Annotated in this window: 15 protein-coding genes; 7 read left to right on the top strand and 8 right to left on the bottom strand. The window is 58.6% G+C overall.

The window, feature by feature from the left end:
• From ACR0LX_RS13650 to ACR0LX_RS13635, 4 genes are all read left to right on the top strand, one after another.
• Nucleotides 1-357, top strand: a complete 357-nt coding sequence (locus ACR0LX_RS13650) for a VOC family protein (protein WP_480784187.1) — start codon at nt 1-3, stop codon at nt 355-357.
• A 260-nt stretch (nt 358-617) separates the two neighbouring features.
• Entirely contained in the window at nt 618-2,228 is a 1,611-nt protein-coding gene (locus tag ACR0LX_RS13645) for an FAD-dependent oxidoreductase (protein ID WP_480784186.1), read from the top strand.
• Nucleotides 2,229-2,232: 4 nt separating this feature from the next.
• Nucleotides 2,233-2,430: a DUF2783 domain-containing protein gene (locus tag ACR0LX_RS13640; RefSeq protein ID WP_480784185.1), complete on the top strand. Its 198-nt coding sequence runs from the start codon at nt 2,233-2,235 to the stop codon at nt 2,428-2,430.
• Nucleotides 2,431-2,619: 189 nt separating this feature from the next.
• Nucleotides 2,620-2,961, top strand: a complete 342-nt coding sequence (locus ACR0LX_RS13635; protein ID WP_480784184.1) for a DOPA 4,5-dioxygenase family protein — start codon at nt 2,620-2,622, stop codon at nt 2,959-2,961.
• Here ACR0LX_RS13635 and ACR0LX_RS13630 read toward each other — a convergent pair.
• Nucleotides 2,958-4,583, bottom strand: coding sequence for an acyl-CoA synthetase (locus tag ACR0LX_RS13630; RefSeq protein ID WP_480784183.1), 1,626 nt, complete (start codon nt 4,581-4,583; stop codon nt 2,958-2,960). The two genes, ACR0LX_RS13635 and ACR0LX_RS13630, sit on opposite strands and share 4 nt — an antisense overlap.
• A gap of 222 nt (nt 4,584-4,805) precedes the next feature.
• On the opposite strand from ACR0LX_RS13630, the gene ACR0LX_RS13625 reads away from it, so the two are divergent.
• A complete protein-coding gene (locus ACR0LX_RS13625) occupies nt 4,806-6,197 on the top strand; it encodes an aminotransferase family protein (RefSeq protein WP_480784182.1) in 1,392 nt (463 codons plus the stop codon).
• 65 nt (nt 6,198-6,262) lie between these two features.
• Here the strand turns inward: ACR0LX_RS13625 and ACR0LX_RS13620 are convergent, their stop codons facing one another.
• The 3 genes from ACR0LX_RS13620 to ACR0LX_RS13610 form a co-directional block, all read right to left on the bottom strand.
• Nucleotides 6,263-7,528 carry an ABC transporter permease gene (locus tag ACR0LX_RS13620; RefSeq protein ID WP_480784181.1) on the bottom strand — a complete coding sequence of 422 codons (1,266 nt, stop codon included), beginning with the start codon at nt 7,526-7,528 and terminating at the stop codon, nt 6,263-6,265.
• Nucleotides 7,525-8,331 (bottom strand): taurine ABC transporter ATP-binding protein, encoded by an 807-nt coding sequence (locus tag ACR0LX_RS13615; RefSeq protein WP_480575610.1) that lies wholly within the window; start codon nt 8,329-8,331, stop codon nt 7,525-7,527. The genes ACR0LX_RS13620 and ACR0LX_RS13615 overlap by 4 nt, the downstream gene beginning before the upstream one ends.
• Before the next feature lie 78 nt (nt 8,332-8,409).
• Nucleotides 8,410-9,417 carry a taurine ABC transporter substrate-binding protein gene (locus tag ACR0LX_RS13610; protein WP_480784180.1) on the bottom strand — a complete coding sequence of 336 codons (1,008 nt, stop codon included), beginning with the start codon at nt 9,415-9,417 and terminating at the stop codon, nt 8,410-8,412.
• A gap of 179 nt (nt 9,418-9,596) precedes the next feature.
• Here ACR0LX_RS13610 and ACR0LX_RS13605 point away from each other — a divergent pair, with 179 nt between their 5' ends.
• The gene (locus ACR0LX_RS13605) at nt 9,597-10,586 is read left to right on the top strand and encodes a LysR family transcriptional regulator (protein ID WP_480784179.1); all 990 of its coding nucleotides are present in this window, start codon (nt 9,597-9,599) and stop codon (nt 10,584-10,586) included.
• A 133-nt stretch (nt 10,587-10,719) separates the two neighbouring features.
• Here the strand turns inward: ACR0LX_RS13605 and ACR0LX_RS13600 are convergent, their stop codons facing one another.
• The 3 genes from ACR0LX_RS13600 to ACR0LX_RS13590 form a co-directional block, all read right to left on the bottom strand.
• Nucleotides 10,720-11,514, bottom strand: a complete 795-nt coding sequence (locus ACR0LX_RS13600) for an ATP-binding cassette domain-containing protein (RefSeq protein ID WP_480575630.1) — start codon at nt 11,512-11,514, stop codon at nt 10,720-10,722.
• A gap of 1 nt (nt 11,515) precedes the next feature.
• Nucleotides 11,516-12,631 (bottom strand): ABC transporter permease, encoded by a 1,116-nt coding sequence (locus ACR0LX_RS13595; RefSeq protein ID WP_480575633.1) that lies wholly within the window; start codon nt 12,629-12,631, stop codon nt 11,516-11,518.
• Between the two features lie 80 nt (nt 12,632-12,711).
• On the bottom strand, nt 12,712-13,656 hold the full coding sequence (locus ACR0LX_RS13590; RefSeq protein WP_480575636.1) for a sugar ABC transporter substrate-binding protein: 945 nt from the start codon (nt 13,654-13,656) through the stop codon (nt 12,712-12,714).
• A gap of 180 nt (nt 13,657-13,836) precedes the next feature.
• Here ACR0LX_RS13590 and ACR0LX_RS13585 point away from each other — a divergent pair, with 180 nt between their 5' ends.
• Nucleotides 13,837-14,850: a LacI family DNA-binding transcriptional regulator gene (locus ACR0LX_RS13585; RefSeq protein WP_480784178.1), complete on the top strand. Its 1,014-nt coding sequence runs from the start codon at nt 13,837-13,839 to the stop codon at nt 14,848-14,850.
• Here ACR0LX_RS13585 and ACR0LX_RS13580 read toward each other — a convergent pair.
• Nucleotides 14,841-16,001 (bottom strand): Gfo/Idh/MocA family protein, encoded by a 1,161-nt coding sequence (locus ACR0LX_RS13580; protein WP_480784177.1) that lies wholly within the window; start codon nt 15,999-16,001, stop codon nt 14,841-14,843. The two genes, ACR0LX_RS13585 and ACR0LX_RS13580, sit on opposite strands and share 10 nt — an antisense overlap.
• Between the last annotated feature and the right edge of the window lie 10 nt (nt 16,002-16,011).

Genomic DNA, 16,011 nt, shown 5'->3' with positions numbered 1-16,011 from the left:
TTGTTCGGCATCGACCATATCCAGATCGCAATCCCGCAAGGCGGTGAGGCCGCCGCGCGGGCCTTCTGGGTCGATGCACTGAGGCTTGCCGAGTTGCCAAAGCCTGCACCCTTGCGCGCACGCGGCGGTCTGTGGTTGTCGCTGGGTCAGTGCGAATTGCATCTGGGCGTTGAAAAAGAGTTCGTCCCAGCGCGCAAAGCGCATCCGGGTTTCGCTGTCGACGATCTGGATGCGGTCGCGGCACAGATCGAAAACTACGGCCAATCCTTGCGCTGGGATATAACACTGAAGGACCGCCGCAGGTTCTTCACCGAAGACCCGTTCGGAAACCGGCTGGAGTTCCTGCAAAGGAACTGAACCAGCCAAGGCACCCGCCTCTCGGGGTGCCAGCGGGCGCAGAATTTTTCTCCTGTCGAAGTGCAACAAAGCCTCTGGCGTAGATGCCCGAAGGCTCGGAATGCCTGCATGGGTCAGTGTAACAATGGATTTCCCGCCCTAACTTGATCCAGATCGTGTTCCACCTGACAAGACAATGAGACGATGGGCAAGAACTTCTGGCGATACGCGCCGAAGACCCGTTGCGGTGCGCCCATGCACCTGTGAAGAGGAGAAAGCCTGTGAACAAGATTTTCGAAGTTCCTCTCTATGCCTATCAGTCCAGTCCGGATCAAACGGCCTCGACACCCGCACGCCATAAGGTGATCGTTGTCGGTGCAGGTCCCGTCGGGCTTGCGGCGGCCATCGACTTGGCCCAGCAAGGGATCGAGGTGGTCGTGCTGGATGACAATGACAAGGTCAGTTTTGGCAGCCGCGCCATCTGCTTCGCCAAACGCCCTTTGGAAATTCTCGATCGATTGGGATGTGGCCAGGCAATGGTCGACAAAGGCGTTCTCTGGAACAAGGGCCAGGTGTTTTTTGACGACCGCAAGGTCTATGACTTCGATCTTCAGCCCGAGACAGGTGATCAACGCCCGGCCTTTATCAACCTGCAGCAATACTATCTGGAACAATATCTGGTCGAGCGGATCCGTGCCCTGCAAGACGAAGGCGCGCCCATCGAGATACGAGGACGCAACAAGGTCGAAGCCGTTGGCACCCACCCCGATCATGTCAGGCTGGAAGTGGAAACGCCCGAAGGTTCGTACATTGTCGAGGCTGACTGGGTCATTGCCTGCGACGGCGCCAATTCCCCGATGCGCACAATGATGGGCAAGGATTTCGTCGGGCGCGTGTTCGAGGACAACTTTCTGATCGCTGATGTCCGCATGGAGGCCGATTTCCCGTCCGAGCGCTGGTTCTGGTTCGATCCGCCGTTCAACAAGGGTCAGTCCGCCCTGTTGCACAAGCAGCCTGACGGGGTCTGGCGGATCGATCTGCAACTGGGTTGGGATATCAACAAGGAACGCGAAAAGCGCCCCGAGAACGTGATCCCGCGCCTCAAGGCAATGCTGGGCGATGATGTGTCGTTCGAACTGGAATGGGTCAGCATCTACACATTCCAATGCCGCCGGATGGAACAGTTCCGCCATGGCCGCGTGATTTTTGCCGGCGACAGCGCCCATCAGGTCAGTCCTTTTGGCGCGCGCGGGGCGAACTCGGGCCTGCAGGACACCGACAATCTGTGCTGGAAGCTGAAGATGGTGCTGGATGGAAAAGCACCGGACAGCCTGTTGGATAGCTACGATATCGAACGGATTCACGGTGCCGACGAGAACATCATGAATTCCACCAGATCCACCGATTTCATCACGCCGAAATCGCAAATGTCGCGCGTCATGCGCGATGCGGTTCTGGACCTGAGCGAACACTACGACTTTGCCCGTCCGATGGTCAATTCAGGTCGGCTCAGCACGCCCTGTACCTACGACGGCTCGCCCCTGAACTCGGCCGATGGGCTGAATGGTCCGTCCATCACGCGGCCGGGTTCGGCATGTCCAGATGCTCCGCTTGGGGACGCCTATTTGCTGCCAAAGCTGGCAAACCAGTTCACTTTGTTGACTATCGACACCGACGCCCCGGACCAAATCGAAGTGGATGGCGTTCCGGTCAAGCGGCTGGCGTTGTCGGTCAAGGACGACCCTTCACTGACGTTGAAACGCCGATATCTGGGGGATGCCACAAGCGCCGTGTATCTGATCCGCCCCGATCAGCACGTTGCTGCCCGGCGTGACACATACGAAGAGAACGCCTTTCGGCAAGCCGTTCGCCGCGCCACAGGTAAGGAGTAAGCAAATGGACGATCTGATCCTTTCGCCCAACTTTGATCACGCCGACGACTTCTACGCCGATCTTCTTGAGGCGCATGAAGGTTTGGACAAATCCGAAAGCGACGCTCTGAACGCGCGGTTGATCTTGGTGTTGGCCAACCATATCGGCGACAAAGGCGTTCTGAAACAGGCGCTGAAAGCCGCAGCGCGAACCAAAGGGTAAGGCGACAAAGTCCCGGCACGCGGGCTATCCCTAAACGCCGGGCGTTTCCCGCTTGCGCGCTGATTTTCGATCCTGGCAAGGTATCTCACGAGCAGCCAAAGCACCCGGCGCACAGATGGTGTTCACCTGCGTGGGTGTGACAAAGCCACAAGGCGCATTAAGGTCACTCAAAGACCAACGGAGGCCCACATGCCCGAGATCACCGGCTATCACGCCCATGTCTATTTCGACGCAGATACGCAGGACATCGCACAGCGAATCTGCGAAAACGCAGCGCGTTTGTTTCCCGTCCAGATGGGTCGGATGCACGCACGCAATGTCGGGCCGCACCCGCGCTGGAGTTGTCAGCTAGGGTTTGGGCCAGATGCGTTTGAAACAGTCATCCCCTGGCTGATGCTGAACCGGCAGGGGCTGACCGTGTTTACCCACCCCGAAACCGGAGACCACCTGGCGGACCACCGGGACCATGCCTTCTGGATGGGTGATTTGCTGGAGCTTGACCTGTCGATATTTGACAAAGCGGACGCCTAAAGCGCCCTTGCCTGATCCCGCAGTTTGAATTTCTGTATTTTCCCGGTCGAGGTCTTTGGCAAAGCCCCGAACACAACGGTTTTGGGCGCCTTGAAATGGGCCATGTTATCGCGGCAGAAGGCGATGATATCGGCCTCGGTTGCGGTTCCGTCCGGCTTCAACTCGACAAAGGCGCAGGGCGTTTCACCCCATTTTTCGTCGGGGCGGGCGACTACGGCGGCCTCCATCACGGCGGGGTGTTTGTAAAGAATATCCTCAACCTCTACGGATGAGATATTCTCACCCCCCGAGATGATGATGTCCTTTGACCGGTCTTTCAGCGCGATATAGCCATCCGGGTGCATCACACCCAGATCACCCGAGGCAAACCAACCTCCGTTGAACGCCTTGTCCGTCGCCTCGGCGTTCTTGAGGTAACCCTTCATCACCACGTTACCCTGCATGAAAATTTCGCCCATTGTCTCGCCATCCGCAGGAACCGGCTCCAGCGTTTCGGGATCTGCCACCATCAGCCCTGACAGCGCGGAATAGCGCACCCCTTGCCGCACCTTCAGCGCCGCGCGATCCTCGGCCGCCTTGTTGTTCCATTCGTCTTTCCAGGCGCAGACCACCGATGGACCGTAGGTTTCGGTCAGTCCATAGACATGTGTGACCTCGATCCCCATCCCTTCCATCTTTTCAATCACTGCAGCCGGTGGCGGTGCGCCGGCGGTCATCACCTTGATCTCGTGATCGAAATCCTTGAGTGCATCGGGCGCGTTGGCCAGCATGTTCAGAACAATGGGAGCACCGCAGAAATGGGTCACCTTTTCGTCCCGGAAAGCGGCATAGATCGGTTCCGCGCGTACGGCCCTTAGACAGACCGAGACCCCGGCATTTGCCGCCATCGCCCAGGGAAAACACCAGCCGTTGCAATGAAACATCGGCAGGGTCCAGAGGTAGACCGCGTGTTTTGGCATGTTCCAGTCCAGAAGGTCCGATTGCGCATTCAGCGCAGCCCCGCGATGGTGATACACAACCCCTTTCGGGTTGCCGGTTGTGCCGGAGGTGTAGTTCAGCGTAATCGCATCCCATTCGTCGGCGGGCAACGACCAGGCAAAATCCGGGTCTCCTTCGGCCAAAAGCGCGTCATAGGTCAGCGCCCCCAGCCTTTCACTACCTTCAAAGCTGGGATCTTCGATATCGATGATCAGCAGGTCGTGATCCACATGCGGCAGGGCCTCTTTCACCACTTCGGAAAACTCGGGGTCGACCAGCAACACCTTGGCTTCTGCATGGTTCAGAATGAATGCGATGATCGGCGCATCGAGCCGCGTGTTGATGGCGTTCAGAACCGCCCCGGCCATGGGCACTCCAAAATGAGCCTCGTACATTTCGGGGATGTTGGCAGCGATGATCGACACGGTATCACCTGCGCCCACGCCGCGCGCCGACAAGGCTCCGGCCAGTTGACGGCAGCGGGTGTAAGTTTCAGCCCAGCTGTAGCGGCGCGCGCCATAGACCACAGCCGGATAGTCAGGATAAACCTGCGCCGTACGTTCGATGAAGCTCAGCGGTGACAACGCCGCATAATTTGCAGCGTTTTTTTCCAAATGGCGTTCGTAGATATTGGATGCTGTCATCTGCCGATCCTCCCCGATCCCGACAGGCGCGACTTGATCACAAAGTTTGCGATCTGACAAATCCGTAGAAATACGCCACGTTGCGAGTCTGGCGATACCCTATCATGGAATCTGGCCCTATTGTCGCACTGTCATTCGCGGTGATCTGAGGTCTTAGACATTCATGCTGGCGTGAGGCAGACCTCACGTTTGGAACATCGCATCTGACTGAAAGGACATGTCATGGACGGCACGTTCAACGAAAACGATCTATCGCGTGTGGTCGAGGCCGATCGCGCCCATATCTGGCACCACCTGATCCAGCACAAACCCTTTGAAACCAATGATCCGCGCATCATTGTCGAGGGCAAGGGCATGCGCGTCTGGGACCAGAACGGCAAAGAGCATCTGGATGCTGTGTCCGGCGGTGTCTGGACGGTCAATGTCGGCTATGGTCGCGAATCGATCTGCAAGGCGGTTTATGACCAGTTGATGAAGTTGTGCTATTTCGCAAACTCCGCTGGCTCGATCCCCGGCGCGATCTTTGCGGAAAAGCTGATCGACAAGATGCCGGGCATGAGCCGGGTCTATTACACAAACTCTGGTTCGGAAGCGAACGAGAAGGTGTTCAAGATGGTTCGCCAGATCGCGCATAAGCGCTATGGCGGCAAGAAGACCAAGATCCTTTACCGCGACCGCGACTATCACGGCTCGACTCTGGCGACGATGTCGGCAGGCGGTCAGGACGAACGCACCGCGCAATATGGCCCTTTCGCGCCCGATTTCATCCGCGTTCCGCACTGCATGGAATATCGCAAGCACGAATTGGACGGTGCACCTGTCGAGAATTTTGGCGTCTGGGCCGCTGATCAGATCGAAGAGGTGATCCTGCGCGAAGGTCCCGAGACTGTCGGTGCCCTGTGCCTTGAGCCTGTGACCGCAGGTGGCGGCGTAATCGAAGCACCCGAAGGATATTGGGAACGCGTGCAGGAGATTTGCAAAAAGTACGACGTCCTGCTGCATATCGACGAGGTCGTCTGCGGCGTGGGTCGTACCGGCACCTGGTTCGGCTATCAGCAATACGGCATCAAACCGGACTTCGTGACCATGGCCAAAGGCGTGGCCTCGGGCTATGCGGCGATTGCCGTTATGGTCACCACCGAGGAAGTCTTTGACATGTTCAAGGACGACGCCTCGGACCCGCTGAACTACTTCCGTGACATCTCGACCTTTGGTGGCTGCACCGCTGGTCCGGCTGCCGCGATCGAGAACATGCGGATCATCGAAGATGAGAACCTGCTGCAGAACTGCACCGACATGGGTGATCGCATGATGGGTAACCTGCATGCGCTGATGGAGAAGCACAATGTGATCGGCGACGTACGCGGCAAGGGCCTGTTCCTGGGCGCGGAACTGGTCTCTGACCGCGCCACCAAAGAGCCGATGGACGAGAAAAAGGTTCAGGCGGTTGTTGCCGACTGCATGGCGCAGGGCGTCATCATTGGTGCCACCAACCGCTCGATCCCAAGCCGCAACAACACGCTGTGCTTCTCGCCTGCGCTGATTGCCTCTGCGGACGACATCGACCAGATCACCGACGCGGTTGACGGCGCGCTGGGGCGTGTTTTCGGTTAAGCTGAAACCTTAGTCTTTCTGAACAAAAAACCCCGGGCACTGCCCGGGGTTTTCCGTTTCCGCAATCAGCTGCGGCCTTTCCAGGGGACCAGCCAGTTCTCGGCCTTGCGCATCAGGATATCGATGCCATAGCCGATGATGCCGATCATCACGATCCCCATGATCACGATATCAGTCAGCTGGAACTTGGACGCCGCGATGATCATCATCCCGGCACCCTTTTGCGCCGCGACCAGTTCCGCCGCAACAACGGTGCCCCAGCACACGCCCATGGCCACGCGCGCACCGGTGAAGATTTCCGGTAGCGAGTTTGGAACGATCACGTGACGCATGATCTGCCATTTCGACGCGCCAAGCGAATAGGCCGCGTGGATCTTCGAGATATTCACGCCCGAAACCCCGGCCCGCGCCGCAATTGTCATGATCCAAAGCGCCGCCAGGAACAGCAGAACGATCTTGCCGGTCTCCCAGATGCCGAACCAGATGATGACCAGCGGGATCAGCGCCAGCGGTGGCACTGGCCGCATGAACTCGACAATCGGGTCGAACCAGCCGCGGAACCAGCCGGACAGGCCCATGGCATAGCCCAGCGGAATGCCGACAATCGCGCCGGCGACAAAGCCTGCGATCACCCGCAGCAGCGACCACCCCAAATGTTGCCAGAGCGAGAAGTTCTGATAGCCCTCGCTTGCGATTTCAAAGAACCGGGCAACAACCGTCTCGGGCGCGGGTAGCCAGATGGGGTTCATCTGCAGACCCTGCTTGGGTGTAAAGCTGATCGCGCCTTTGCCAGTCAGCGATACCGTACCATCGCCCGTGTCCACGGTATCTTCGGGTCCAATCGCGGTGCCGTTGATTGCAATGATCTTGGCGCCTTCCTTGCGGGTCACCTCGTCATTCTTGTCAAACAGAATGGTCGAAGACCGGCCAGCAGGCGCGGCAAAGGCGACGTCCTTGGCAAACCCGGCTCCGGGATCGACCTCGAAGCTTTCTGCTTCTTCACCAAAGGCCGGAACGCGGACGAACACGGTCGCGTCGTCAGTGTTGCCGTCGGGATGCTCGAGCGTGTAGGTGAACTGAGTTTCACCCACAAACGGGCCGGGCACATGGATCGGCATGATCTTAGACCCGGTGAATGCGCCCCAGATCAGAAAGATCACCACGACCGAGATGATCGACGCCGCCCGGTCAGCCCGAACCGCGCTTTCGTCCCCGAATGTCACGGTCTTGAGGCTGGTAAAGTCCTGACGCGCGTTCAGGCCACGACGCAGGGCGTAGACGATGAAAAAGGCCCCGGCAAAGAGCCCGATATAGAAGATAAGTACAATCATGCGACCTGCTCCGTCCGACCCATGATTTCCTCTTCCATCTCCCAGATCATCGACAGGATTTCGTCACGCTTTTCGGCAAAGCCTTCGGATTTTTTGACGTCCCGCAGATCGGCGTTCACACCGCGTTCAGCGAAAGGAAGATTGTATTCCTTATGAATGCGACCCGGGCGCGGTGCCATCACGATCAGGCGTTCGCCCAGCAGCAGCGCCTCTTCAACCGAGTGGGTAATCAGGATAATGGTCTTGCCGGTCTCTTTCCAAAGCTTCAGCACCAGACCCTGCATTTTTTCCCGTGTCAGCGCGTCCAGCGCGCCCAAGGGTTCGTCCATCAGGATCACGTCGGGTTCGTTTGCCAGACAGCGCGCCAGCGCCACGCGTTGCTGCATACCGCCGGACAGTTCGTAGACGGCCTTTTCCTTGAAGTCCTGCAGGCCCACAACTTCCAACAAATGGTCCGAGATCTTTTCGCGTTCCGCCTTGGCCATTCCCTTCATGCGGGGGCCAAACTCGACATTGTCGCGCACGTTCATCCATTCAAACAGCGCGCCTTTCTGGAATACCATGCCGCGCTCGGCGTCCGGACCTTCGACCACATGGCCGTTCAGTTCGACCTTGCCCGACGTCGGCGCCAGAAACCCCGCGAGGATGTTCAGCAAGGTTGTTTTCCCGCATCCTGACGGGCCAAGCACTGACATCAGCTCGCCTTCTTTCAAACTCAGCGACACGTCCTTGAGCGCCTGCACCGAAGACCCGTTCGGCAAATCAAAGCGCATGGACAAATCAACAATGTCCAATTCGGGCATCCTGCTTCCTTCCTGTTCTTATCATAAATGGACCGGCCCAGAGCCCGAGCCGGTCTATCTCGCTGTGTTTTCAGCGGATCAGTTGGTCGCAGCCGACTGAGCAGCCGTCAATGGCGCCGCGTTTACCGCACCATCATAGGAATCCAGCGCAGATTCGATGCTGCCTGCATCAACGAACACCGTCGCCACCCCTTTCATAAAGTTCTGAGCGCCACCGCCCAGCCACTTGTCCGAAAGCTGTTCTTCGACCGACGGGAAGGTGAAGGTTGCGATCGTGGCCTCGGCATCTGCCGGGTCCATACCGGCATCCTTGGCAATCACCGGAAGCATTTCGTCCTTGCTGTCGCCCGCGTTCCACTTGGCGTTCGCATCTGCGGTCACCTTGAGGAATTTAGACAGCAACTCGGGCTCTTCTTCGATAAAGCCGGACGGGGCGCTCGTGACGTCAAACACCAGAATTCCAAGCTCTTCCTTTTCGGCGCCGGTCAGCAGGATATTGCCGTGCTCGACCATGCGGCGCAGCGCGCCGCCCCAACCGCAGACCATGTCCAGGTTGCCTTGGGCAAACGCGGCCGCACCGTCGGCCGGTGCCATATCGACGATCTCCATCGAGCCGATATCAACCCCGAAATGCGCCATTTGCGACAGGAACCCGTAATGCGCGGCGGTTCCGATCGGCACACCAACCTTTTTGCCGTTCAACTCGCCTGCGCTGTCCTTGTCGATCTCAAGCGCCTCGGCAACGACACAGTTGTCATTGTCGGAATAGCTGACTGCCACGTCGACGATCTGGATATCCTGCCCTGCCGATGTGGTCACGACGAAAGGCGGCACACCCTGGCTGACGGCAATCTGCACATCGCCCGAGGCCATGGCTGCCGACATGGCGGTACCAGTGTCGAACGAAACCCAGTTGATCTTGACGCCAAGCTCTTCTTCATAGGTTCCGTTTGCCTTGGCATATTGGAACGGCATTGGCCATTCCAGGAAATAGGCAACCGTGATCTCATCCAGCGCCGCAGCCTGCGATGCAGTCAGGGCGGCAATACCGGCAAATGCCGATGACAACAGTTTTTTCTTGATCATTATGAACTCTCTCTCCGTGCTGGTCTAACCGGTCCGTTTTTTGTGAGGTTTCGAACTCGGCCTTAGTGAGCAAACCATAATCTGCGGGCGAGTAAAGGGTGAAACGTAAAAATAATTTGCGAAAAAACCTAAACTCTGTTTCGGTTTCATCGAAGCCATAGCACGGCCAGAGGTACCGCATGCCAGAAAAGTCACTCAGCCTCAGATGGCTGGAAATTTTCCAACTGATTTCAAAACTCGGATCGATTCAGAAAGTGGCGACCGAAACCGGATTGTCGATCAGCACTGTCTCGAACCATCTGCGCAGTCTGGAAAAGGCGCTGGGCGTTGATCTGGTCGATCACAGCCACCGGCCGATGGGGCTGACCCCTGCTGGCACCGTTTATGCCCGTCATGTCTACGACGGAATGACTGCGCTCAAGCGCGGCGAAGCAGAAATCAGGTCCGGCAGTTGGCAGCACGCTACGGATCTGCGGTTGGCCCTGATCGACGATTTCGACAATCAGATCGCGCCCGAAATGTTCAGCGCCTTGTCGACGGCCCTGCCCCGATGCAGTTTTCGCCATTTTGCGCGCCCCAGCCATGAGATCATCGAGAAATTGCAGGCGCAGAAACTGGATGCCGGTATCGCGACGCGACCGGCAGAAAATGTCGAAGGGCTGTTGGAATACCCCCTTATGCGCGATCCGTTCATCGTGGTCCTGCCGCCCGATTTCAAAGGTAAGCTTCAGGACCTGATCCGTTCGGCATATCCGCTGCCCTTCCTCCGGTACTCGCGCGATCACACGATCGGCAAGCTGATCGAGATGCAGTTGAACCGCAGCAAGATCAGCCTACCCAACAAGTTCGAACTGGAATGCAACCAATCGATCATCGGCCTGGTCGCTGACGGCAGCGGCTGGACCGTTACCACGGCGGCAAGCTACTATCGCGCTCAAAGGTACCATGACGCCACCCGCGTTTTGCCATTTCCGGGCAAAAGCTTTGTACGCACCGTGTCTCTGTACACCAGTAACGTTCACCCGGTTGCGACTTCGCGCCTGATCCACAACACGATGCAGGAGTTGATGGAGCTTCACTTTGTCGAGCCGATGACATCGCGTTTTGACTGGTTAGAGCGCGCCTTTCGAACGGTCGCCTTTCCTGACACTGACCAAGAAACGCGGTAAGCTCAAAACCAAAGGTTTTTGCGCTCAGGTACCTAAAAAAGCCGCCCCACATTCCCGGGGGGCGGCTTTCCTCGTTTCGAACCGGCGATCCCTCAGAACACGCGTTCCGAGCCGACCGTATCTGGTGGCAATGTCACACGGTCCCGCCCAACGATCCTTCGAGCGTGGCCAGTTCTTGACCGCCTGCCATCATGTCCTGCAACTCATCCGGTGTGATCTGACCGCGTTGCGCAGTGCCCAGCGTCTGACCTCGGTTCAGCACCGTGAACCTGTCGCCAACGGCCATGGCGTGCCGCACGTTGTGAGTGATGAAGACAACAGCGATGTCCTGTTTCCGCACACGGTCAATGGTCGCCAGAACATTCGAGGTCTGACGCACGCCCAGGGCCGAGGTCGGCTCGTCCAGAATAAGCACCTTGGCGCCGAAATAGACTGCGCGCGAGATAGCGACGGTCTGCCGCTCACCGCCCGAAAGCGTCCCCACTGCCTGGTCCGGGCCGCGCAGGTTGATGCCCATCTTCTTCATTTCTTCCATGGTGACGCGGTCTGCGAAGTCATGGTCAAAGAACGACATGCCGAACTGCTTTTTGGTCGGCTCGTTGCCCATGAAGAAATTGCGGCTGACCGACATCAGCGGGATCATCGCCAGATGCTGGTGCACCGTGGCAATCCCCGCCGCGATCGCATCACGCGGGTCTTCAAAGTGCATCGGTGCGCCTTCAAAGATGATTTCGCCCTTGGTCGGTTTGTGAACGCCGGACATCGTCTTGATGAAGGTCGACTTTCCGGCGCCGTTATCGCCCAGCAGGCAATGGCATTCACCGGGATAGACATCGACCGACACCCCGGCCAGCGCGATAACGCTGCCAAAGTGCTTTTCGATGTTCTTCATCTGAATGATCGGGGCGTGGTCGCTGCGTGTGTTCATCTCAGCGCTCTCCCGTAATCATGCGGCGAATATAGGTGTTCAGAACCACCGCGCCCAATAGGATGACCCCAAGGAACACGCGGAACAGGCTGGACTCGACGCCTGCAAAGAACAGGCCCTGCTGGACGACGCCGAAAATCAGCGCACCCAGAGCGGCCCCGATAACCGAACCATAACCGCCGGTTAGCAGCGCGCCGCCGATAACCACGGCAATGATCGCCTCGAATTCCTTCAGCAGACCACGGTCCGCACCGGCCGATCCGAACTCCATCACCTGACAGGTTGCAAAGACGCAGGCGCAGAAAGCGGTGAACATGAACATCGAAACCTTGACCCGGTTTACCGGAACACCCGAGTTGCGCGCGGCCTCGGCATCGCCGCCCGCGGCAAAGATCCAGTTCCCGAACCGCGTACGGGTCAACAGGATATGGCCAAAGATGATCAGTGCAATAGCCCAGACCACCAGCATCGGCAATCCATCGACAACCGGTTGACCTTGGCGACTGCCGCGCGAGAAGACCTCGATCACGCCCATATCGCCCAGCCATTGGAAAAAGCCTTGCCCGATCTTGCCGCCAAAAATCGGGGCAAGCCAATCGCCCTCGGCCGCGTCACGGATGCCGCCGATGATCGTTTTGCTTTCCACCTTTTGCGGGATGTAGATTGTAAACCCGCGCAGGATGAACAGCGAGGCCAGCGTCACGATAAAGCTGGGCAAACCGGTACGGATCACGATGAACCCGTTTATCGCGCCAATGATCGTGCACATGACAAAGGTCACAATGATGGCCAGCCACATGGGCCACGCCAGAACGACACCAAAGACCGCGATCATCATGCCCGCAAATCCGATCATCGAGCCGACGCTCAGGTCAAATTCTCCCGAGATCATCAGCAGGCACGCCCCAACGGCGATGATCATGAATTGTGCCGACACCACGGTCCAGTTCATGATGCCTTGCGGCTCGAACATGCCGCTGTCGAAGGCGGTCAGCAAAAAGAAAGTGAAGACAAGTGCGGTGCCACAGATTCCACCCAGTTCGGGTCGGATCAAGGCGCGGCGCCAGGCAGGAAGTTCTTTGACCCGCTCGTCCCCGGATGCGGCGGTCTCGGCCATCTCTGGTTCTCCGGTATCGTGTTGTGTCAGGTGGGTTGCGCCGGGGCGGTCGCAGCTTCAGCGCCGCCCCGGTCGAGAGGTCAGCGGTATTCGCCCGCGAACGCTTCTACTTTTTCAAGTCCGGACGCGGTGACAAAGCCGGGACCCGAGTTGATGTTGTTGCCCGGCAGCACGCCATAGCGGTCCCAGTTGGTCAGAATGATCACCGGCATATAGGCCTGCAGGAACGGCTGCTGGTCGATGCCCCAATTGATCGTTCCGCCCTTGATGCCTTTGACGATTTCTTCACCCAGATCGAAGGTGCCAAAGTGAATGTCACCGGCTAGGCCCATCTCATCCAGCGCTGCGATTGTCGGATCAGCAGAAACCGGACCGAGGGTCAGGATACCGTCCACATCCTCGTTGGCGGACAGGTAGGCCATGACCTTGTTCTTGATTTCCGCCGGGTCTGTGCCCGAGTCCATCATTGCATCGCCCAGTTCGATGCCCAGGCCATCTGCGTAACCACGGCAGCGTTCGCCCACGGTGGGCTGCTGAATTGCGTGGTTCACGCACAAGAACTTGGTCACGCCTTCGCCCTTGGCACGCTGGCCGGCGGCAAAGCCTGCATCATATTCCGGCTGCCCCACATACATCAGGGCTCCGACTTCGCGTGCCTGATCCGGAGTACCCGTGTTCATGATGATCACATCAATCCCCTGATCGACCGCGTTCTGGATCGGGCCTTTCAGCACGTCATAATCCGCCAGCGTGGTGATGATGCCGTCGGGGCTGGACGCGGCGGCCTGCTCGATGATTCGCGCCATGTCGGCGATATCGCCGGTTGGCGGGTTGCGGTATTCAACCTCGACGCCCATCTGATCGCCAGCAAGCGCGATGCCGTTCTTGATCGTGTTCCACCAGGTGTCGCTGTCTGGCGCGTGGCTAACCAGAACATAGCTCAGCGACTGATCCTGGGCGACTGCGGTGACCGGTGCCGCCAGCGCGCCCACGCCGATCGCGACAGATGCAATAAGTGACTTCATGATATCCTCCCAATTCTCAGACAGGCTTTTTTGGGACAGGCCCAGTGCCTCGTGCAAAACGGTAGCGCCGATCCATTCATTTTGCAACCGGTTGCAATTTTCAATGTTTGAACGCAGTCTGTAAGCTGGACGCGGCGTGTGTTAGATCATTCCGTCAACAGGCTAAAACGTAGGAAAACCATGGCAGTCACCCTGAAGGATGTCGCAAAGCGGGCGGGCGTATCGCGTTCGGCAGTTTCGCGAACATTCACCGAAGGGGCCTCGGTTTCCGAGAAGACTCGCAGCAAAGTGGAACGCGCGGCGGCCGAACTTGGCTATAGCCCGAATGCGCTTGCCTCTAGCCTGACCACCGGGCGTACGAAACTGATCGGATTGGTGTCGAACAACTTCCACAACCCTTTGTTGCTGGAGGTTTTCGATCTGTTTACCCGCGGCTTACAGGATCGCGGCCTGCGCCCGTTGTTGGTCAATCTTACAGACGAAACGGACCCGCTGAACTCGATTCGCATGCTGCGTCAGTATTCAGTCGATGGTGTGATCGTCGCGTCCTCGACCCTGCCGCCCAGCTTTGCCGAGGCATTCCGGAACGCCGGAATGCCGGTCGTCCATTCCTTTGGGCGCTTCACGCCTTCGCCCTACGTCCACGTGGTCGGCATCGACAATGTCGCCTGCGGGCGCATGGCCGCCGAGGTTCTATTGGAGCGCGGCTACCGCAAGGTCGCGTTCCTGGGCGGGCCGGATTCGGCAACGTCAACTCAGGATCGCGCGCGGGGATTCGTAGAATCACTCAGCAATCGGCCAGATGTCGAAGTCAGCGTCAGCTGCGCCTCGGCCTATTCCTTCGAGGCAGGGCGCGTCGAGATGACCAAGCAACTGATGTCGGACCGGGCCGATGCGTATTTCTGCGGTGACGATGTGATTGCCATAGGCGCGTTAAGCGCCGTGCGCGATGCGGGCCTGTCCGTACCGGACGATATTGGGCTGATCGGGTTGAATGACATGGAAATGGCAAGCTGGCAGAACATTGACCTGACCACCATTCGTCAGCCCGTGTCCGAGATCATCCGCGCCTCGATCGAGCTTGTGATCGACACGATCAAGCAGCCAGACCGCCTTGCCGAGACACGGTTGTTTCCCTGCCGCGTGATCGAGCGGCGGACACTGCGCCCGCCGCCCGAAACCAATCAGGTCTGAAACATCGGCGGGCGCGCATCGAGCCAGGCGCCATCCTGCTTTCCGCTTTCGGCCACGGCATAAACAGCAGCCATCGACCGCAATCCATCTTCGGCGCGCGGATACAGGTCCGCTGCGGGGTCAGGATCGACCCGGGCATTCACGGCGCCTATGACGTCCGCCAGATCCTTGTAGATATTGGCAAAGGCCAGCGGCATACCCTCGGCATGACCGATGGTGACGCGTGTGGTCCGGTCGGCCTCGGGGCTCAGGTTGGACTCGCCCCGCTCCAGCACCTGCAACCGCTCGCCCAGCGGCATCCAGTACAGCTGGTTCGGATGTTCCTGCGACCAACGTAGCCCGCCCTTTTCGCCGAACACTTGCAGCGTCAGACCATGCTGCCTGCCAATGGCAACCGAAGAGGTCCACAACCGCCCGACCGCACCGCCGTCAAAGCGCAGATTGACCTGCGCATCATCCTCGAGCACGCGGCTTGGGATACACGAGGCGATGTCCGAGGACAGCCGCGTAACCTGCTGGTTGATCACGAATGACGCCATGTGCAGCGCGTGAATACCACAATCGGCAAATTGCGCCGAAACGCCTGCCTGTGCCGGATCATACCGCCAGCGCACGCGGGGATTGTCTGCGTCCGCCGCGTCCGCGTGATGGCCATGTGCGAACTCGGCCACGACCAGACGGATCGCCCCCAGATCGCCGCGTGCCACCATGGCTCGCATATGGCGCACCAGCGAATAGCCCGAATAGCCATAGTTCACAGCGCAGATACGTCCGGTTGCCTGCGCGATCCGCACGATCTCTTCGCCTTCCTCCACCGTCATGGTCATGGGCTTTTCGCACAGCACATGGAACCCGGCCTCAAGATAGGCCTTTGTGATTTCGAAATGCGTTGCGTTCGGCGTTGCGATCGTCACAAGATCAACGCGGTCGGGCCTGTCGCGTTCGCCCTCCAGCATTTCGCGCCAGTCACCATATGAGCGATCCGCCGCAAGGCCCAGGCTCTGACCATAGGCGCGCCCGGCATCCGGCCGGTGGTCCAGCGCTCCGGCCACAAAGTCGAACGCACCATCCAACCCGGCCCCAAGGCGGTGCGCCGGTCCGATCTGGCTTCCTTCGCCGCCTCCGATGAGGCCCCATTTCAGCTTTGCCATCGCAGTAATC

It is taken from the genome of Ruegeria sp. CH11, from assembly GCF_056537105.1.
Note: the sequence above shows the minus strand (reverse complement) of the source record. Positions and strands in the feature narration are given on the sequence as shown.